Source organism: Peribacillus simplex (assembly GCF_001542915.1).
Lineage (GTDB): Bacteria > Bacillota > Bacilli > Bacillales > DSM-1321 > Peribacillus > Peribacillus simplex_B.
Genome location: NZ_LNNH01000010.1, coordinates 422,741 through 442,008 on the forward strand (window position 1 = coordinate 422,741; position 19,268 = coordinate 442,008).

18 protein-coding genes and 1 pseudogene are annotated in these 19,268 nt (G+C 40.5%); 5 read left to right on the forward strand and 14 right to left on the reverse strand.

The window, feature by feature from the left end; genetic code table 11:
* Positions 1 to 487 precede the first annotated feature (487 nt).
* The 5 genes from AS888_RS04710 to AS888_RS04730 form a co-directional block, all read right to left on the reverse strand.
* Positions 488 to 1,807: a peptidase gene (locus tag AS888_RS04710; RefSeq protein ID WP_185113026.1), complete on the reverse strand. Its 1,320-nt coding sequence runs from the start codon at positions 1,805 to 1,807 to the stop codon at positions 488 to 490.
* Positions 1,808 to 1,878: 71 nt separating this feature from the next.
* Positions 1,879 to 2,541, reverse strand: coding sequence for a 3-oxoacid CoA-transferase subunit B (locus AS888_RS04715; RefSeq protein ID WP_061141008.1), 663 nt, complete (start codon positions 2,539 to 2,541; stop codon positions 1,879 to 1,881).
* Positions 2,526 to 3,224, reverse strand: a complete 699-nt coding sequence (locus AS888_RS04720; protein WP_061141009.1) for a CoA transferase subunit A — start codon at positions 3,222 to 3,224, stop codon at positions 2,526 to 2,528. Before AS888_RS04720 ends, AS888_RS04715 begins: the two co-directional genes overlap by 16 nt.
* A 58-nt stretch (positions 3,225 to 3,282) precedes the next feature.
* A complete protein-coding gene (gene ablB / locus AS888_RS04725; protein WP_061141010.1) occupies positions 3,283 to 4,161 on the reverse strand; it encodes a putative beta-lysine N-acetyltransferase in 879 nt (292 codons plus the stop codon).
* Positions 4,162 to 4,296: 135 nt separating this feature from the next.
* Positions 4,297 to 5,664 carry an aspartate aminotransferase family protein gene (locus AS888_RS04730; protein ID WP_061141011.1) on the reverse strand — a complete coding sequence of 456 codons (1,368 nt, stop codon included), beginning with the start codon at positions 5,662 to 5,664 and terminating at the stop codon, positions 4,297 to 4,299.
* A gap of 158 nt (positions 5,665 to 5,822) precedes the next feature.
* On the opposite strand from AS888_RS04730, the gene AS888_RS04735 reads away from it, so the two are divergent.
* A complete protein-coding gene (locus tag AS888_RS04735; RefSeq protein ID WP_061141012.1) occupies positions 5,823 to 7,373 on the forward strand; it encodes a PucR family transcriptional regulator in 1,551 nt (516 codons plus the stop codon).
* A gap of 120 nt (positions 7,374 to 7,493) precedes the next feature.
* Here AS888_RS04735 and AS888_RS25510 read toward each other — a convergent pair whose 3' ends face one another.
* Positions 7,494 to 7,643: a hypothetical protein gene (locus tag AS888_RS25510; protein WP_061141013.1), complete on the reverse strand. Its 150-nt coding sequence runs from the start codon at positions 7,641 to 7,643 to the stop codon at positions 7,494 to 7,496.
* A 1,272-nt stretch (positions 7,644 to 8,915) separates the two neighbouring features.
* Positions 8,916 to 9,089 carry a hypothetical protein gene (locus AS888_RS26080; protein ID WP_185113027.1) on the reverse strand — a complete coding sequence of 58 codons (174 nt, stop codon included), beginning with the start codon at positions 9,087 to 9,089 and terminating at the stop codon, positions 8,916 to 8,918.
* A 109-nt stretch (positions 9,090 to 9,198) separates the two neighbouring features.
* On the opposite strand from AS888_RS26080, the gene AS888_RS04750 reads away from it, so the two are divergent.
* Both AS888_RS04750 and AS888_RS04755 read left to right on the forward strand, forming a co-directional pair.
* Positions 9,199 to 9,600 (forward strand): LysR family substrate-binding domain-containing protein, encoded by a 402-nt coding sequence (locus AS888_RS04750; RefSeq protein ID WP_081092321.1) that lies wholly within the window; start codon positions 9,199 to 9,201, stop codon positions 9,598 to 9,600.
* Between the two features lie 688 nt (positions 9,601 to 10,288).
* Positions 10,289 to 11,335, forward strand: coding sequence for a hypothetical protein (locus AS888_RS04755; protein ID WP_061141016.1), 1,047 nt, complete (start codon positions 10,289 to 10,291; stop codon positions 11,333 to 11,335).
* A 55-nt stretch (positions 11,336 to 11,390) separates the two neighbouring features.
* Here AS888_RS04755 and AS888_RS04760 read toward each other — a convergent pair whose 3' ends face one another.
* The 4 genes from AS888_RS04760 to AS888_RS04775 all read right to left on the reverse strand — a co-directional run bounded on the left by AS888_RS04760 (position 11,391) and on the right by AS888_RS04775 (position 13,598).
* Positions 11,391 to 11,846: a DUF3888 domain-containing protein gene (locus AS888_RS04760; RefSeq protein WP_061141017.1), complete on the reverse strand. Its 456-nt coding sequence runs from the start codon at positions 11,844 to 11,846 to the stop codon at positions 11,391 to 11,393.
* Between the two features lie 273 nt (positions 11,847 to 12,119).
* Entirely contained in the window at positions 12,120 to 12,887 is a 768-nt protein-coding gene (locus tag AS888_RS04765; protein ID WP_061141075.1) for a hypothetical protein, read from the reverse strand.
* 79 nt (positions 12,888 to 12,966) lie between these two features.
* A complete protein-coding gene (locus AS888_RS04770) occupies positions 12,967 to 13,314 on the reverse strand; it encodes a VOC family protein (RefSeq protein WP_061141018.1) in 348 nt (115 codons plus the stop codon).
* 86 nt (positions 13,315 to 13,400) lie between these two features.
* Positions 13,401 to 13,598: a hypothetical protein gene (locus AS888_RS04775; protein WP_155645382.1), complete on the reverse strand. Its 198-nt coding sequence runs from the start codon at positions 13,596 to 13,598 to the stop codon at positions 13,401 to 13,403.
* A gap of 219 nt (positions 13,599 to 13,817) precedes the next feature.
* On the opposite strand from AS888_RS04775, the pseudogene AS888_RS04780 reads away from it, so the two are divergent.
* A pseudogene (locus AS888_RS04780) lies at positions 13,818 to 14,576 on the forward strand (AraC family transcriptional regulator); the annotation flags it as partial.
* A gap of 2 nt (positions 14,577 to 14,578) precedes the next feature.
* Here the strand turns inward: AS888_RS04780 and AS888_RS04785 are convergent.
* From AS888_RS04785 to AS888_RS04795, 3 genes are all read right to left on the reverse strand, one after another.
* Entirely contained in the window at positions 14,579 to 14,860 is a 282-nt protein-coding gene (locus AS888_RS04785; RefSeq protein WP_061141021.1) for a hypothetical protein, read from the reverse strand.
* Between the two features lie 57 nt (positions 14,861 to 14,917).
* A complete protein-coding gene (locus tag AS888_RS04790; RefSeq protein WP_061141022.1) occupies positions 14,918 to 15,178 on the reverse strand; it encodes a hypothetical protein in 261 nt (86 codons plus the stop codon).
* A gap of 109 nt (positions 15,179 to 15,287) precedes the next feature.
* Entirely contained in the window at positions 15,288 to 17,090 is a 1,803-nt protein-coding gene (locus AS888_RS04795; protein WP_061141023.1) for a hypothetical protein, read from the reverse strand.
* A 180-nt stretch (positions 17,091 to 17,270) separates the two neighbouring features.
* Between AS888_RS04795 and AS888_RS04800 the strand changes: the two genes are divergently transcribed.
* Complete coding sequence (locus AS888_RS04800) at positions 17,271 to 18,662, forward strand: hypothetical protein (protein WP_061141024.1); 1,392 nt, start codon at positions 17,271 to 17,273, stop codon at positions 18,660 to 18,662.
* Positions 18,663 to 19,268: the final 606 nt, after the last annotated feature.

The following is a 19,268-nucleotide window of genomic DNA, read 5'->3' on the forward strand; positions in this document are numbered from 1 at the left end:
AAATGAAGTTATCCTAAATAATGTTTATCAATAATGGGAATTTGTAACGACCCCGGATAAAAATGTAAGGAAACCATTTTGATTTAATGGGGAGGAGATGCTGAATGGTTTGTTTTGATTTTATGTGGTCAAAGTAAGGAAGTGGATAGGAGGTTGCTATTAAGGGGTGACTGCACGATTGGTACCGGGTTTTTATTGAAATCGGCCGTTTGGGCACAAAAAAAAGCAAGCTCACCAAGTGGTGAAGTTTGCCATCATCTAAAAATTCTATTTATCTCATCATGGACCGTAAGTTAGCACTGCACTAAAAACTACTGCCCAAAGCTTTAAGAAATATTGCTAGAGATGTATTTACCCTTACTGACTGAAGGCAAGAACCTTGTCTGTACATTGGCTAGGTTCCTGCCCCTATTGCCGCTTCACTTTACTGGAAAAAGTCAAAATGATTTCTTTTAAGCGTGCATTTCAATAGATATCAAATTACGCTTCATTTGTCTTCGTTACTTGCCAGGACCGCATCCTGCTCATCCTGCAAGGGTTCCATTCCACACCATTGAATTAAAGCGAGGGCAATGATTTCCGCTGTCGTGAATACATGGTCCAGTAAGATGTATTCATTGGGATAATGAGCGACCTCCGTTACGCCAGGACCAAAAACGATGGAAGGCGTTTCACCGACATGAGTCAGCAATCCTCCATCAGTCCCCCAAGGAGAGGCTTCAATGACCGGATCTTGTCCAGCAACTTCCCGAAATTGATTGACGAGCGTATTCATGAGTTCATGTTCCACATCAATTGCCCCTGGGACCCAGCGTGCCCCGAACCATTCTAAAACGGGCGGGTGATCCTTGAACCATTCATCTACTTCTTTGATCTTTAATAGCCACTCGGCCATTTCGTTTTTCGCCTGCTCCATCGTTTCCTCTGGCGCAACACCCATTCTACCTTCCATTTTCACGAGATCAGGGACGGAGGATGGCCAATTACCGCCTTCAATGACCCCTAAATTGATTGGTATCGGAATGGGCGTGTTCCGATAGAGCGGATCACGGATACGTGCATTTCGCTTTTCTTCCAGAGCACGAATGTGATTTATTACGGTCATGCTCTTTTCAATGGCACTAACGCCTTCATACCTTGTTCCGCCGTGAGCCGAGCGGCCTTTTACTAGAACCCGGAACCACATCGACCCTTGCTGTTTAGGGAAGATCCTCATATTCGTTGGTTCAGGGATCAGAGCCGCATCGGCTTTGTATCCCCTCAGGACGGCTGCCAACGTTCCGGCACCACCGCTTTCTTCTTCAATCACACTTTGAAATATGACATCTCCTTTTAACTGGATGCCATTTTCCTTTAATGCCTGGATGGCAAGGATAAGCGATACATTGCCTCCCTTCATATCTGTTACGCCGCGTCCAAACATTTTCCCATCCTTAATGGCTCCGCTATATGGATCGTCGTCCCACTGATTTCGATCACCATCCGGAACCACGTCGATGTGTCCGTTCAGGATGATGGAACGGCCTCCTCCGGTCCCCTTCATGACACCAACCACATTATGGCTATTGGAAAATTCGCTGCGGGGAGAATAGAAATAGGGATGCTTTTTCAGCTCCCCGCCGTCAGGCTCCCAAATATCGACCTGCAGGCCCATTTCCCGTATTTTTTGGGCAACGATGGCCTGCGCCCCCGCTTCATTTCCTTGGGTACTCGGGGCTTGCACCAATCTTTGCAATAAGTCCGTTCCTTCTTCCCGATGATCCTTGATCCATTGGTTGATTCGTGTTTTGAAATTCGCCACTTTCATCCTCCTTATATACATAGCGTGCCATTCCATATTCCATCACAATGTGACTATCAATCCTTCACGCCTCTTGCCTATTCGATGCTGTGGACAGCAGCCCCGATTTTCAGCGTTGCCTCTGTATTCGCAATCACATCGGCCACTGTATAGGGCGCCATGACTTCCTTCAATGCCAATCCCTCTTTTGTCACTTCAATGACAGCCATTTCCGTGATGATCATATCTACACTTTGTCTTGCCGTTAAAGGCAGTGTGCATTTCTTTAAAATTTTCGATTCACCCTGTTTGTTCACATGATTCATCAAGACAATCACCTTTTTCGCTTTTTGGGCAAGCTCCATTGCTCCGCCCATCCCCGGTACCCGTTTGCCTGGGACAATCCAATTGGCCAAATCCCCCGTTTCACTAACTTCCAATGCCCCGAGGATGGTAATGTCGATGTACCCTCGGCGAATCATGCCAAATGCCGCAGCACTATCAAAGTAAGAAGCCCCCATTACAGTCGTGATCGGTACCCCTCCTGCGTTACAGAGAGCAGGATCCTCTTCCCCCTGTTTTGGACTGGGGCCTGTTCCAAGAACACCGTTTTCGGCATGAAACAGAACATGGATATCTTGTGGTAAATGATCGGCCACTAAGGTAGGGATGCCAATCCCTAAATTAACGATCAATCCGTCATGGATTTCCTTGGCAGCGCGTTTCGCAATTCGATTCCGTACATCTACTCCCATGCCCATTTCCAATTCACCCCTTTTGTTGGAATCACCATATCTACATAAATACCTGGCGTGGCAATACATTCCGGATCCAATTCGCCGGCCGGAACGATCTCTTCTACCTCGGCTATCGTAAGGGCTCCTGCCATCGCTACCAGAGGATTGAAGTTGCGGGCAGTCTTGTCATATACCAAATTCCCCAACGGATCAGCCTTTTTGGCATAGACGATGCTCACTTCCGAGGTCAAAGCGGTTTCGATCACATACTCCTTGCCATCGATGACCATTTTGTCCTTGCCTTCTTCGGCTATCGTTCCAATCCCGACATCAACAAATATCCCACCCAAGCCCACTCCCCCGGCACGAACCCTTTCAGCTAATGTCCCTTGCGGGGAAAATTCCACCTGCAGCTTCCCTTCCGTCATGAGCCGACCGGCATTAGGGTTAGAGCCGATATGAGAGGCGATGACCTTTTTGGCCCTTTCGAGGGTCACTAGCCTGCCAATTCCAATATCGGGGAATCCTGTATCATTGCCAATCAAGGTTAAATCCTTGACCCCCTTGTCCAGGATGCCCTGTATGAGCGTTGGCGGCGTCCCCACTCCCCCAAACCCGCCATACATGAGCGTACATCCATCCTTTATATACTCGATTGCTTCTTCCAGAGTCACAATTTTGTTTTTTTTGGAAATGACCTGCTTCATATGTGGTTCCTCCTACCTCTCAACTGAAGCTTCCAGTTTCTTCATCTGAAACATATGCCTATTTAAAGTCTCCATCACCTGAAGATAAATCTTTCCCCCAGATATTCATGTCCTCATACTTATCCCAAATATTGCAATTCTTCGTTAATCTTCCTCCATATTCATACCCAAGCTGGTGAAAGACGGCGTTCATTCCCATCGACAAAGACCGTGCCAAAGAGTAGGAACAATAAATATTTTTCCTGATAAGTTCCTGCTCCAATGACGAGATAAGCACCTTCATAAAACCATGTTTCCGATGATGAGGAATCGTAGCACAGTCTGTCATTTCAGCATGATGATACCTTTCACATACTTCCGCGGATGCAGCACTGACAATCGATCCTTCATATTGGATAACACTAAAGATCGTACCTTCCTCCATCACTTTTTTGATATAGCCCGCATCATTCATTGGTGTTGGATAGGTTTCAAAAATTTCACCATATAACTTAGCCAGCTCATGTGCATCTTTAACTTCAGCAAATCGAAGGGAGTAATCTTCAGGCAGTTGCCGCTTTTCTATCACTCTAGGAATATCGATGACATCCTGGATAATTTTATCTTCCTTCATCCAATCGTCACTTGTCCGCCTTTCATCAGTAAAATACAAGGCCATGCAATAAGCATCATTCCCATGAAAATACTTCTTCAATATTCCTTCGAGCACAAACCCACGAGCCAATGTCGCAGATAAATCTTCTTGTCTGGCTTTAAGGATCAATTTTGTAAAGCCGTGCTCCTGAGTGATGACGAGTGATCGAGTTATCACTGTTTTGATATTCCCCCGATAATCATCAATGCGCAATCGTTGATTTGCATGATCAAGATAGAGTTCCATCGTAAAACTTTCCCCCGTCTCGATTCGAGTGAAAAAAGGCAGATTTTGAATAGACATCATGTATCCTCCTTAACTTAAATCCCGCAGAAGTGCTGCACCAGCTACTTCTCCGGGCGTTTTTTTTTCTGTAAACTCCTCAGGATGGCCGCTCACGTCGTATATCGAAAAGGCTCCGTCCTGGCTCATCCTTGTTTAAAGTTGGACAGTAGGATCTGCCTTCCCCTCCAGACGGAGTTCACATTGCACCTCGGAAATGGCCGCTTCTAAAATATCTACCAAACGATCCAGTTCACCTTTTGTAATAACCAAGGGTGGCGAAATGATAATGGCATCCCCCATCCCATTAATGGCTCCTGAAGCCGGATAAACAAGTAACCCTTTATCAAATGCATGCTCAATTACCCGATTCGTTACATCTAATTCTGGTGGATAAGGGTTTTTCTTTTCCCGGTTTGCGACAAACTCCATTCCAATTAGTAGACCCTTTCCCCTTATGTCCCCAATCAATTCAAAAGATTCCGAGAGCGCTTTCAATTTACTCATCAGATAGTTACCTTGTTCTTCTGCTTTTTCTACCAATTGATGTTTCTCCACGTATTCAATGACCTTTAGGGCAACCGCTGCAGATTGCGGATTGGCACTATAAGTATGGCCGCCCATAATGGTCTTGGATCCTTTCAAAATAGGTTCCATGACTTTATCGCTGACTAGGGTGGCTGCCATGGGGGTATACCCTGAACTCATTCCTTTTCCTAGGGTAATAAGGTCCGGCGTAACATTCCAATGCTCGATGGCAAACATTTTCCCGGTACGGCCAATTCCGGTCATTACCTCATCTGCGATAAATAGGACGTCATAACGCTCACAAATTTCTTTGATTTTCTGATAATAATTAGCTGGTGGCGTGATGGCCCCACCCGCAGCGCCTATAATCGGCTCGGCAATAAATGCAGCAACACGTTCTGCCCCAATGCGCCTAATCTCCGTTTCTAGTTCTTGTGCACAAAGAAAACCCCACTCCTCTTCCGTTACGTGCTCCGGCCGGCGATACGTGTATGGGGCAGATACGGAAGGATAATCAGCTAACAACGATGAAAATCTCTGTCTTCTTAGCACATGCCCTGACATCGATAATGCTCCCATTGTAATTCCGTGATAGCTCGACCATCTGGATATAATGCGGTCTTTTTTCAATTTTCCCTTTTCTTGCCAATATTGGATCGCAATCTTCATCGCTGTCTCGGTCGCTTCCGAACCGCTATTGACAAAGAATGACCAATTAAGATCTCCAGGAGCCAATTGACTCAATTTTTTCGCTAGTTTTTCAGCTGGTTCATTGGTAAATTGCGATCGATAAGAAAATGAAATCTTTTCTGCCTGTGCAAGAGTTTCGTTGATAACCTCCTGTACACCGTGTCCTATACTTACTGTTACAGCTCCCGAAGACCCATCGATATATTTTTTTCCATCCTGATCATATATATATATGCCTTTTGCCGATGCTGCCATTGGATATCGCTTACCTAATATCGGTTTAATTAAATGATCTCGTTCCTTCATCCTTTACAGCTCCCTCGGATTATAAGAGTATACTAAAACTTTATTAAATTTTCCGACAAACCACAATTTGACAAACGGATGAAAAAATCGGGGTTCCATTGTACACTGTGTATAATGGATGAAAGACTAATCGATGTTTACTCACTGGGGGGCTATCTATGGCGATTCGGATGTATGAAGCGTTGCAACTGCCGATTATGCAACAAACCAAATTAATGGCTGGCAAAAAGGGCTTACAAAATTGGCTCAAATGGGTAACCATTGTGGAGGTAATTGAAGATATCCATCGTTTACAAGATGGAGAGTTTTTGATTACAACAGGATTCGGATTAGGAGAAAATACGGAGAAACGCAAGGTGTTCGAAAAGCTTTTATCCAGCGGAAAACTATCTGGAATAGCCTTATATACCGGTTTTTATCTAAAGGAAATTCCAAAATCATTTATCGCCATCGCCGACGAATTTGCCCTGCCCTTAATTGAAATTCCTCAAGACATAAATTTTTCGATGATCACAAAAGAACTACTCGTACAAATTGTGAACAAACAAAGCCAAACATTGGAGTATTCGCTGCGTATCCATAAGGAGTTTACACGGCTTGTATTGGAAGGGCATGGATTTGATCCGATTACGAAAACCCTTCATGACATACTGGATGCAAGTATCATCCTTATGGCACAAGATGAAGTAATAAGCTCCTGCCTAAAACATGACTTTATTGATATCGACAATTTAACCAATCTAGATGAAAAACAAATGGATAACGTCAAAATGATCAGTCAACCTATTATCGCCAATAAGCATACCTACGGAAATGTACTCATCATAAAGGAAAAAAGGTTATCGGAAGAATTGGATTCTATCGCAATCGAGCATGCGACGACTGTATATGCCATTGAATTTTTGCGAAGAAGAGCAATAGAGGAGACCCAATTGCGGCTTACCAGTGACTTCCTTGATGAAATATTGAATCCCATAATCTCCAATAATCAAGATATGATCGAGAGAGGACGTAAACTAGGCGTAGACCTTGCAAACCCACAAAGTATCTTATTCATTTATTTTCCATCATTGAATGAGGAGAACAGTGATGAAAAATACAATCAATTAACCGAAATGATTCAACACACTATGGGAAAGTCGAAAATCCCCTACCTTCTGCGGACGAAATCCGATAGTGTGATGATTATGGCGGAAGCAAAACCTGGATCGAGTAGTATGGACTTAGCGGAGAGCCTCTTAACTAGTTGGAATTCAACATCGTTAAATGAACCGATAGCCATAGGGATTGGTCAAACAGCTGCCAACATTCATGAATTACCTAAACGTGCGGCTGAATCCGAGCAAGCCGCACGTTTTTCCCAAGTTCTATTTAAACCAAAATCGATCGCCCATTACAATGATTTTGGGGTATATCAATTACTGATGGAAATGAAAGAATCAGGGGTGGATTTAGAGGAATTTCACCAAAAATATCTTGGAAATCTATTTGATTCAAAAGGGGTAGACCTCATTACGACACTTGAAGCTTATCTTTTTTTCAATCAAAGCATCAAAAAAACGGCAAGTGAGCTATATATTCATCGCCATACACTGACATATAGGCTAGATCAGATACAGAAAAAAACCGGATTGGACCTAGACCATTATGATAATGGCATAAAGTTATACTTAGCTATTTTGGCATATAAAGTATTGAAATACATGTAATCGATAAGGCAGAGTCTCAAAAAGGGGTTGGGAATTTAAATTCCCAACCCCTTTTCAAAGACAGGAATATCGTTCTTCATCACATAGGGAGATTTTAGTCTTCCTATGTTTTCATTCCTATTATTGATCTGTTTGTTTTTGCTTCTTTTTCAAATACTCCGCACGTATTTTTTCTATTTGCTGCTTTTTATCAAATTTGGCAGGCTTCTGTTTTTCATGAAACTTTGTCACAGCTACCTGACTTTTGTAATCCAATTGATATTTTCCCACTTTATTCACCTACTTTTCTTGTCTGTAAAGAGAATCTATTCAACAAATATAATATACCTTATTTTACTGAACTAAACCTTATTACTTTATTAGTGTACTGCTAACTTGGCATATATCAATAAAAACATTAAAAACTTAGTAAAATAAATCATCGCCAATATAATGCCTTGACACTCTGCATAAGCCTTCATGGTTCTTAACCCCAATAACCATTTCGTTACATCCCCCATATCCTCTCCAAAAATCACCTTTTCTACTTATATCCATACCAATCTAAATATTACCTTCTTAAGTAACCTGCCTGTTTGCAGCGCTAAACTTCAGTAGCACTACTTCACCAGCCTAAAATATTAGAAATTATTATTTTTAAAATGTAAAAGCAGTTGAAAGGGTGGATGCACCGATTTAATGGCATGGCTACAAAACCTCGACAATTATTTAAATTGGGACCATATTTTAGGTTTTGTTAAACATCGTAGAGATATCTTAACAATGAGTAAAGTGATTGTTGAAAGGCCTGTATTTCCGAGCAGTTTAACCTATAATAGGATAAGAATGTCGTTTTTTATTGGAAAAAATTCGTTGCTGAATTTGAGGTTTTGAATTGGAAAATTTATTTCACTACATTTATTCTTGTGTTGGTATTTTAGTCGGTTTATATATTTTTATTACACGAAAAGAATTCAGAAAATCACTATTAATGCTTTTGTTATCTGCGTTTTTTTATAGTGGATACATTTTTTATTTTGTACCTTACCCCTTCAATTTTATTGGCACATTATGTATACTCGTGCTTTGGTTTGTTATTCTTCAACTTGTTAAAAAATTCATTTCAGGAAAAGAGCAGGTATTCTGGTATGTTTGCATATTGTATGTGGCAATAAATCATTTTTTACATTATATTTTCGACCCACTTGCTGAAAAAAATATATGGTATGCCGGTATATTATATATATATACGAATGTTGGATTAACTTCCCTTGCAGTATATTATTTTATCCGGATCTATAAGAAGAAGTAGTTGAATAAGGTACACATTTTAGGATCCCTTCAATTATAATAGTCAGTATTTTTTTCTTAGTCATAAAGTCAATTTTATAATCATAACAGTTTAACTTTGAAATTAAGGCTAATATAGACTTCCTTTTTGAACTAACCTGCCCCGTTAGTTCATAAAGATTTATCGCAGAGTTGACGCATACCGAATCACAAAGTATTTATATAAAATCAAAAAAACTGCTCCTCAAAGAGCAGAAGCAGAAAAAAAAGATGTTATTTCACAATTTTAAGAGGAACAAGTACTTTATGAAAAAAAGAGGTTTCGAGCTTGGCTAACCAACCGTTTCCGTTCTCTCCATTAGCTACTTGAGCAGCGTGTTTTTTGTGAAACTCCGCTACCCGTTTATTATGCTCTTTATGCCCTTGGTGCATAGAATCATGCTTCATTTCTTATTGCCTCCTTTCCGTTTCATTATATTTCTAGAAAGGTTGAATAGAAAGTGCATTTTATTCAACTTTTGAAAGAGAGGAAATCGATACGTTGATAAATAGGAATATGCACAGTTCGTATACACTATGCTTGTTACTAACTCATCATGACTTTGTACTGAAAGAGGGTCCCATTTCCTTAGCAGACTTGGCAGACGAATCATTAGTTATTACCCCAAGGGTGATTGGACCGGGCTTTTACGATGTAATTACAAAAACCTGTCTTCAAGCCGGGTTTTCTCCTAATATCACGGTCGAGACCCATGACCTCCAAACGGTAATCTCCTTCGTCTCCCTTGGGATGAGCTTCTCACTTAAAGCTGGAAATACACAAACTGCTGAGGTTGCCTTTAGGGAACTGGTGGATACGACAGTTCCGCTGGATATAGCAGTAGCATACCGCCGTGATGAGAAATCAGAGGTGTTTCATTCGTTTCTGGACATGTTTTTCGATTATTATTCCATTTAAAATGATCAGGGCCGCCTAACATTGCCAAGCGGCCTATATTTTTTGGAGAGCTTAACTGCTATACGAAATCTGCGTCCTGCCCTGGCTACTGATATAATAGATTCTATTAAAAAAAGGTCATCCAGTAAAAACTGGCTAACCTTATACTCCAATATAAAAAGATCCGTACAAAGGCTGCCCCATCGGCTTACGCACTTGTATTTATTAAATGATTAGAAGTTTTGTGACAGAGCTTAAATCTCTCCAATTTACAACAACCAATCCAATTACTTTTTCTAGAATGTTCAATCTATTTTTCTGAATTTAAGCTAATACAAGCAAACATAATCCTCTTTAGTTAATGTTATTTTAATTTTTTTAACTAAATCGATTATAGCGCCTTTGGTTTTTGAAAATACATTTCAAAATATATGATGGATCTTCCATGTATGTATCATTTTCCATTGTCCACCAATTGAGTTAGCAAAAAAGATTAAAGCAGCTCTGTTCCAAAACAAGAAACCACATTTTTGCATTTCCAGCTAAAAGAATAGCTGTTGCACCAAAATACCCAATAAGTTACTATAATGTTACTTAAAGTAAAATGACAATAAAGAGTCCGTCATGCATAAGGGCTCGTTCACTTTCATTTTTTTCGTTAACGAAATATTTATTGTTAGACAATTTTTTTATAGTGAAGGAGAAGCTAATGGTTCTGATTGAAAAGGGAAAATGGGTTTGGTTATTAATGTTAGGATTGGTCCTATGTAGTAACTTCGCTATATACAACACAAACGTGGGCAATGGTATATTACCAGATGATACCAATGAAGTCGTTTTAGGCTCGCTATTAGATTTAGTGATTCTGCTTCCTATACTTTTTATGCTCTATCAGCGGAAATTCACGATAAAGATGGCGGTACTTCTTACAGCAATGGGGTGTATTTTAGCGAGATTTTTGATACCCTATGATTTCTTGGAACCATTCGTGGCAGTCACTTGGGCAGGAATTGCTATTGAAGCAGCTTTAATCGTTTTCGAAGTTTTACTGATCTTTATGTTTGTACGTTATGTACCCCAAATTGTCAGGACCGTTTCATCTAGTAAATTGCCTGTCATTTTTTCTTTTCCACACGCTGTTAATTTGTATGTGAAGAAAAATCCAATTATTCATATGATTTGCTCAGAAGCTCTCATGTCTTATTATGCATTTTTCAGTTGGAAAAAGACTCCGCCTCCTGGCATGACTATTTATAAAAATTCTAGTTACATGGCTTTTCAAATTATGATGATTCATGCAATTGTTATTGAAACGTTAGGGATTCACTTGTGGATTCATGGAAAATCGACGACCCTCTCTCTAATTTTGTTAGTCCTTAATATTTACTCTGTCGTTTATTTTCTGGCGAATATTCAAGCAATCAGATTAAATCCAATTTATATGAATGACCGGACGCTATTTATATCTTTAGGATTGGTAAAACGTGCCGAAATTCAGTTCGATAACATTGAATCCATTATTGTGGACCTTGAAATCTTAAAGAAGAAAATACCGAAAGACACAATCGATTTTATCGTTCGCGATTTTGCTAAGGTTGACCCGGATATGATTATCCACTTAAAAAAATCAATAAAAGTTACTCTGTTCATGGGAATTCAAAAAGAATGTACTAAAATCGCCATTCGTTCTGATTCCCCATCGGAACTCAAGCATGCCATTTTAGAGAGAATAAATAATAGGCTGTGTAAAAGGTAAAGGTTAATTAAAATAGATAATAGAAAAAAGCACCAAGCAGGTGCTTTTTTCGTTATCATTTCCCTTTCGAAGGTTCACCGTGACTATAGTTTAATAATTCCACATTGGAAGCGGCTAAATTTTTCTCATCCAGGTCTTTGTTAAACTGGAGGGGTGAAACACCAAATGTAATGGTATCCGTGCCTAATTGTCCCCTTTTATTTCCATCGTAAGTTTTAACAGTAAATTTTATTATATAAGGATGGCTTAATTCCCTTCCTTTTTCCGATTGTTTTATTTCCACAACATCATAATTTTTATCCCACCAATTATATTGAAACGTCACTGAATCCTTTTTATAAAAATCGGTTACTGCTTGTTTCATTTCATCAGAAAACTGGTCTAATATAAAATGGTCCATAACTTGTTCCATACCTTTTGAATCGTGCTTATGCTGTTTCTCAGCACTAATGGAAACGTTATCGAGACTCATGGAAGCCAGCAAAATTGCTAAAAACAACAACTTTTTCATCGATTTCCACCTTTCTAATTTTTAATATTATTTGTAAATGGGCAAATGTTATTCAATTATCTGGTGCTACAGGGCTAGCATATGGAGGAATAGGTTTTTTGCCGGGCAAAAATTGTGTTGAATATATTCAGTGGATTCCCACTTTCAGAGAAAAACCTATGTATTGATACCATGGACAGCTACAATAATAAAAATAACAGTTGGTTTAAATAGTCGGGCATGTTAGGTCAAGAGGAATCCAACACAAGACAGCGAATCAGAATCTTCATTCATTTATTGATAGTATGGAGGGTAAGTTCCCTTATCATCATAAGCGGTTAAAGATTTTCGTTCTACTTCATAAGAAAAGGACCAGAATCCCTTTTCTTTTCCTTTGTTCCACCTCTCAGTAAACGTAATGAGATATTTTTCTTTTCCAATTCCTTTCGCAGATGTTTCTCTCTCAACATGATAACCGTGAATCATTTCATCCACCTTGCCGACATATTTAGGGAAAACCTCAGTAAAAGTCCCCTCTCCATCAGTGGCAAATTCAACAGCATCTTCCGTTGAAAATGGAGGTAAAGGTTCTGATATTATTTGAAAATACACACATAGCAAACCACATGCTAAGGGAGGGAAAAGCAAGAACAGCTTTGTAGTCTGTTGAGCCTTATCTCTAACATATAGCCATCTATCAATAAAAGCATAGAATAAAGCAGCAACCATTCCGGCTATTACTAATGACGTTTCCTGAAAAAACAATCCATTCAATAAACCAAAAAGACCATGAAGCAAAATGTAAAGCCATGTATGTTTTATAAACCATCTTCTTTGCAGATATTCTATGACTACTGAAACCAGGGTGCCATAAATCAAGACAATTGCACCTACATACATACTATATAAAAATACCCATCTTAAAAATTCCCCTCCTAAATTATAGGTCGTTCCCTCCTTCATTCCATCAGCCATGTACAAATAAACGAAGATAAAGGAAGTAACCGCTGTCGTGACATAAGTGACAGTTATTTTCCTCTTTATCAAACTTTCAACATCCATTTTATCCGTCCCTTTCATAAGAAAAAGCTGCCTTATAGACAGCTCCGATCTTCAGCTAACGCAACCATTAGCTTCGTAGTCATTTCTCCCAAAGCTCGATCAGCCGGCCTTCAGGATCTTCAATCCAAACAAACTTTCCATATTCACTAATCTCTTCTTTCTTGGCAAGAGGTACACCTATTTGTTCAAGATGCTTAATTGTCTCGCTTAGATTATCTACCTGGAAATTTAACATCACTTGTTGTTCTGTTGGAAAATAACGGTCATCCTCGGTAAAGAAAGAAAAGATGGTCTCATTTCCTGCTTGGGGTTGTATTACCGTCCCATTCCAATTGTCTATTTCAAGCTTCAACACTTCACTGTACCATTTTTTTACTGACTCTAGATTTTTAGTTCTCCAAAATATTCCGCCAAAACCTTTTATCATCGTAACTAGCTCCCATCTGTCATTAAAATTTGGATGTAAATCAAGTTCTTTTGTCCCCTGAATTATATATAGAAACTTTTACTTTTTTATCCCTTGATTGCCTTAATTAATTCATCCAGCTTCTCGTTCTTTTCTTGATCTAATTTTACCTTTTCATTCATGAACTTAATGACCTTACTCACAAAATAAATGGCAAAACCAGTAAGAACCAAAGAAATTACGATAGGGATCAAAGTTAAAAGGATATATACACTATGTGGAACAAACAATGTGCTGCCACCCAACATCTCATCCTCCTTTAATAAACGATACCATTATTATACAATGACTTCATTTTATAAAAAAGGTCAGCCCCAAAACACTCTTTGGAGATAGCTCGGAAATTCAAGTAAAGAAGAAAAATCAAACGTATGAAACGGAAATCTATTATACTTCTATTAAGGAGTGAGAATGAGCATAGACAACATATGATTGATTGGGTGAAAGGTCATCTATAGATGATTGTTCAATCATTTGTCAAATCTATCAATAAAGACGAGGAGTGGAGCGGCATGACTATTTCCAGAAAAATCGAGGTTGAACAATTGAAACATGCGAAGAGTGAGTTGTTTAATAAAGACGTACTCCACATTTTGAATGGTCAGGCTATGTATGAAGATTTCAAGGAAAGTAATTTAATGGGGAATTCTGATTACGTTCCATTCAATGAAGCGATGTGTGTTAACGCGACGACTCCGCAGGTTTTCGATCAATCGTTCATAAAAACACGGGCAGCAGGGCATCATGAGTCGGTGAAAAATTATATGGGAAAGGTTATCGAGCCATTAAACGGCCTCTTTCATAACGAGTACACCTTTATCGTTTTATGGTTTGGTGAAGACATGTTTTGCCAAATGAACCTCCTCACCCTCCTTTCCTATTTTGAACAGTCAGGATATGCCGGCAAAGTATTGTTAAACAGCTTCAGGGAGGATGAGTTTAAAGTAAGCCAAGCTGAACTCACTTTAGGAACCTATCAATCTGTCTATCAAGAAGTATTGGTGAATCATGAAAAACCAGCAAAAAAACTCACGCCGATCATGGACCAGGCAATCGACCTATATTTGGATATGCTCAAAGCAAATAATGCCGTGGTGACGTACATTTCCAAAAACAAACACTTACCGACATCCGAATTAGTTAATCGGTTATTCGAACGGTTTCCATCCATTGGATATGGAGATTCACAATATATCGAGCTTATCCATGAAGTGAGATCATAACGCTATGTCAAAAATACGATGAAAAATAAAAACGCAAACCCAATAGCCATAAACACCTTCTTCTTATTTTCCTTGTTACAATAACTTTCGATGGCATCTATGATTGATCCAATTCCTAATAACAACCATATGAAATGTATATTAAAATCAGTCGTGAATGACAAAATCAAAACCAAGCCTATCGCTGTCGCCATTACATACCTGATCTGGACAAATGGTTTCGTACTTTCACTTTCCCTATTTTCAAAGAACAATCCGAAGACTTCTTTCAATTTGTTCGACATATAATCCTCCCTTGAAATTCTGCCTTTCTTTAACGTTAAAACCCGCTACTTGATTAGTTAAAAATATAAGGGATATGTAAACAATAAAAGTACAACTAAAGTTACAATCACTCTAATCGCTGTCCATTTTTTACTGATTCCCGCTTTTTTCTCTAAGTAGCTGATATAGCCAATCGTTAAAATGAAGCCAAAAAAGATGATGATATACCCGCTAGAATCACCTTTAGCAAGATATCTTAATGCAGCTAAAGCAATGAGCATAGGACCGATAGTCCCCAAAATCATATTCACATATCGACCTTGTTTATTTCTTTCCATACCCTCACTCCTCATGTTATTTCACGAAAACAGCCTTCCGCTCATTAAGGGCTTTATATGAAAAGGATCAAGTCCGGTGTTATACCGAACTTAATCCTTAGGCTGCCGTTTATTTCTTTGGCAGGTCGAGGTTCGTGAATTGATCGACTGGTACGATATCTTCGTCCATGTCGAGCACTTTCAGGACAACCCGGTCTCCCGCTTTCGTCAAGACGATATCGGAGAGTGCGTTGATGCTGGGGTCGACCGAGAATCTTTTCCCATTTCCCTCCACAAGCAGATAGTAGACGTAGCCGTTTGCAAGATTAGCATCGTTGATCCTGGCTACCTTCCCCTTGATTTCTTTCATCTCGAATCCTTTTTGCGGGGTGACGCCACTGACCTTGCCTAAAGAGGCAATCAGTTTTTTATAGTTCCGGAAAGCTTCGTCCTTCGTTTTCCCGAAGACCACTTGGGGATTATCGCTATTGGCATAAACGATGGCCACGCCTTGGAACTTACTGCCCTTCGTTACCGGAATGACATATGTTGGTGCACCGTATATCGTATAGAAAACGCCATTGGTGGCTTTCCAGCCTGGATATTTGGACAAAAACTCACTGGCATTGGCGTTGGATTTCGCTTCCTTTCCAGTCAGAACCGAGGTGACTCCCTTGTAGTAGGTCATCTCGCCGGTCTTGGCGTTGAAAACACCATAGCCTACGAGGGTTTTTGAATTCCCTTTTGATTTGGCCCTGGTAAAATCAACGACATAAATCAATTCGCCCTTTTCATTGAACGTAACCTGCATATTATCTTCATTGGGGATCAAGACATCCTTCTTTGCGCCAATTAAAGATTGGTTCTTCCAGCCGTGAACATATTTCCCCCAGTACGTCCAATATTCCAACGCCGTTTCCAAGGTGTATGTCCGGTCTACCCATTTCGGTTCTTTTCCTAACGGATAGTATTTCGTGCCGCCGGTTTTCGGATCGACCAATACCACCCCGTCCACGACGGAGCCGCTGCGGTATTTCAAATGATGCCCGACAGAGGCTACAAAGAAGGGCTTGCCAGCTTCGTCCGGCTCCAAATAGGAATCATAGATGATTTTATCCGGATATGCCCTCCTGATCGTCCTTTCCAGATCATGTTCAAGGTACTGTGAGGGAGCATAGAGCATTTTTCCTTTTATCGTGCTTGCCCCTTTATCCGTCGAAACCGCGGAAACCAGGTTAAATCCTGGCGTGTAATCCGCTTTCCCTGCTTTAAAAAACCCGTCCATTTCGATCGGCGAGGTATACGTCAAGTCACCATTTATATTGGTCAGTCTATAATCGCCTTCCGTGAAATATGAGGCATTTTCTATTTTGTTAATCGCTGCATCACCTTTTGCATCTGCCATTTTCACTGTGACGAGCTGCATCGTTTTTATATCCTGCACTTCTTCGAGCTCACCCTTTTTATCGACCTTCGCCAAACCGTGGAGGTCTTCAGCTACAGTGAGCGGGTAAAACAGCATGATGACCCAAGCCATGATCAAGATGCCCCCGATCAAGCTGTTGAAATGAACATTCCAAGGAGTCTTGGCTGGTTTATTTCCTTCGTTTCTCCTTCGATTACTGCGGGATGTTGAAACCTCCTTGACAGTGTATATGTACATTCCCGAATCAATGATGAGGATGAGCCCGAATAGAAGGGCAAAACTCGAAAAGAATGCGGCTGCCGTAAGGTCCAATAATATAATATCGAATATGAAAAATAATAGGAATGCAGAAAGCAGCCATCTCATCGCTTGTTCGATGAAAAAGCCCTTTTCTTTTTTTGCGGTTGCCTGCATCCACCTTTGCGGAATCAACGAAAGCCCCAATAGAGCAAAGGGCAATTTCAGGAGCATCCCTTTTAGTATGAAGACGATAAGTGAAAGTATCATGGTTTTAAAAATCTCTCCTTGTCATGTATGTTCCTTTTTACCCATATTATCACTTTTCCGCACCTTATTTACTAGTTTTATAATATTTTGGAATCTTGCATTTTTATTTTCCCTGGATGCTGCTACTTTTTGTTAGGGAAGGTTTATATATAGGGCGGATAAGAAAGGGGGCGAAACCGGATGATTTATGAAGAAACCTACCACCACCTATTAAGAAATGCATCTTCCACTGAATTCGATACGTGCTTGTACGCCTTGCTTCATAGTGATTGGGATGGGGTGATTCAGAGTCCGCTCCATAGGATGGCACGCGGTGTCGGAACAACAGAAAAGTACTTAAGGCAGATCATCAGGGAATTCACCGCCCCTCAAGGATCTCTTCCAAAGGTTTTCGTGCCCGTCCATCAAGATGGGGAACTTCTATATAAGTTCAATCTGGGACCTGCGAGTATCCTTGGGTTTAATAAGAAGACTGATCGTTATTGCAAGAAGTACCGTTTCTTTTATAGCGATGCTTTCAAAGGCTTAAGCATTCTTGGGAAACGGCTGCTGTTGATGGCCGCTTTCCGGATGTCCGTTTCGAAGTCGGAAGAGGTGATGTTCGATTATAGCGAAATCGTTCCTGATGGCCGCTCACTCTTCACAAGGAAACGTTTAGTGAATGCCATTGATGCAGTCCATGATGCTCTGGGTTATATGGTGACGATTACGTTTGCAAGCCGGACTTTTTCAAAGAAGGAAGTTCTTGTATTCACATTCAACGAAGGCATATTGGAGCAGTATATGGAAAATCGGGCGGAACGGACTTTGCTGCGAAAAACGATTTTCAACTCTGGCTTTCTTGGGCATATCAGTGATTCTGTATGCATGGAGCTGGAACGGGTCGGCAAGTATATTTACCGCTCCTTTCTGCAGGAAGCGACATCATCGAGTATTTCCACCGACATCCAACAGGAGCTGCAAAAGCTAGCCCGATTCGTCTATTCGCATTCTTTAAAGAAATTCGCCTATGCCCTTCCTGCCAATAAGCATTTACTTCTGGCACCAAAACAAGCATCTGCCTATTTAAGTAAGGTCATTTACAACGAAACCTTGGAACAAATGGCCAAGTATGCCCACCAGGCAGCGTCAATCAAGAGCTTGCTTGATCGCGAACATTTTCATAGGGACATCTCCGAAAAAGCTCTCGGCCGCAACGTGAAGGATTGGGAAGTGGCAGCACATATCGAACCGATTCTTCAAAAGCACCACCAAGCAGATTTCATCCGCCGCGTGTTGAACGACTGGTGCGAGAAATGGCTGATTTCCCGTGTAAAGAAAGTGCCCGAATCCGAGGGAAAACGGAAAGTGCCGAACGATGATGGGCAGACCGCTTCGGAATATATGATAAGCATTAGAAACGATACGTTTGGCGAATTGGACAAGCTAATGGCAAAAATTCGCAAGTACGGCAGTCATGCCATTGCCCCGGCAGCCCGAAATGCGACACTCGCACATAAAAAGAACTCGCTCCAAGCTTTTTTCACGATACAAAAAGAGCGTCTGGCTCCTGCTTCCATACCGAACTATTAACGAGATTCGCAGATATAATAGCGATTTTCGTCGATATATTCTTTTTTTCGTCGATATATCCTGATTTTCGTCGATATTACGGCCAGATTCGTCGATATATCCTAATTTATCAAAAGAGATGATACTTTCGTCTCTTTTTTTTGCCTTTTTTGCGGTATGTGAATTGCGGATGCATTCCGTGAATGGCAGCGGTGCGCTTGTGGAATGGGGATGGTTCACTGTGGGTTGAGTCAATCGATCCGTTCTTTGCCTGAACGGCTTGTGGATTGTAAGCTCAGGTCCATGGCTGTCCATGAAGGCATGCTTCAAAACGTGTGATGGCAACGGTTTTGATAATCGGTTTATCCAAGGGTCTAAAGAACGGGGCTATACAAAGGTACTTAAAAAGGGCTTTATCATCAGTATGAATAAGGAGATGAAGGAAAGCAAAAAGGCCACCATTAAAATGGATAGCCTCAGTTTGTAGACAAAAGGGGGGTTCGGAATTAAAAAATTCCGAACCCCCTTTTGAAATTTTGACCAAAGGTTACGAGATTTGGGCTCTTCGAGCCACTATGTTAAGCCGTTTTAGGACCTTGCCATGTCCAAGTGGCCATCTTCTTTACA

Excerpts from the sequence above, each read along its gene's own strand:
- AS888_RS04710 (WP_185113026.1), bottom strand. The coding sequence starts at position 1,807 with ATGAAAGTGGCGAATTTCAAAACACGAATCAACCAATGGATCAAGGAT.
- AS888_RS04715 (WP_061141008.1), bottom strand. The coding sequence starts at position 2,541 with ATGGGCATGGGAGTAGATGTACGGAATCGAATTGCGAAACGCGCTGCC.
- AS888_RS04720 (WP_061141009.1), bottom strand. The coding sequence starts at position 3,224 with ATGAAGCAGGTCATTTCCAAAAAAAACAAAATTGTGACTCTGGAAGAA.
- ablB (WP_061141010.1), bottom strand. The coding sequence starts at position 4,161 with ATGTCTATTCAAAATCTGCCTTTTTTCACTCGAATCGAGACGGGGGAA.
- AS888_RS04730 (WP_061141011.1), bottom strand. The coding sequence starts at position 5,664 with ATGAAGGAACGAGATCATTTAATTAAACCGATATTAGGTAAGCGATAT.
- AS888_RS04735 (WP_061141012.1), top strand. The coding sequence starts at position 5,823 with ATGGCGATTCGGATGTATGAAGCGTTGCAACTGCCGATTATGCAACAA.
- AS888_RS26080 (WP_185113027.1), bottom strand. The coding sequence starts at position 9,089 with ATGAAGCATGATTCTATGCACCAAGGGCATAAAGAGCATAATAAACGG.
- AS888_RS04750 (WP_081092321.1), top strand. The coding sequence starts at position 9,199 with ATGCACAGTTCGTATACACTATGCTTGTTACTAACTCATCATGACTTT.
- AS888_RS04755 (WP_061141016.1), top strand. The coding sequence starts at position 10,289 with ATGGTTCTGATTGAAAAGGGAAAATGGGTTTGGTTATTAATGTTAGGA.
- AS888_RS04760 (WP_061141017.1), bottom strand. The coding sequence starts at position 11,846 with ATGAAAAAGTTGTTGTTTTTAGCAATTTTGCTGGCTTCCATGAGTCTC.
- AS888_RS04765 (WP_061141075.1), bottom strand. The coding sequence starts at position 12,887 with ATGGATGTTGAAAGTTTGATAAAGAGGAAAATAACTGTCACTTATGTC.
- AS888_RS04770 (WP_061141018.1), bottom strand. The coding sequence starts at position 13,314 with ATGATAAAAGGTTTTGGCGGAATATTTTGGAGAACTAAAAATCTAGAG.
- AS888_RS04785 (WP_061141021.1), bottom strand. The coding sequence starts at position 14,860 with ATGTCGAACAAATTGAAAGAAGTCTTCGGATTGTTCTTTGAAAATAGG.
- AS888_RS04790 (WP_061141022.1), bottom strand. The coding sequence starts at position 15,178 with ATGGAAAGAAATAAACAAGGTCGATATGTGAATATGATTTTGGGGACT.
- AS888_RS04795 (WP_061141023.1), bottom strand. The coding sequence starts at position 17,090 with ATGATACTTTCACTTATCGTCTTCATACTAAAAGGGATGCTCCTGAAA.
- AS888_RS04800 (WP_061141024.1), top strand. The coding sequence starts at position 17,271 with ATGATTTATGAAGAAACCTACCACCACCTATTAAGAAATGCATCTTCC.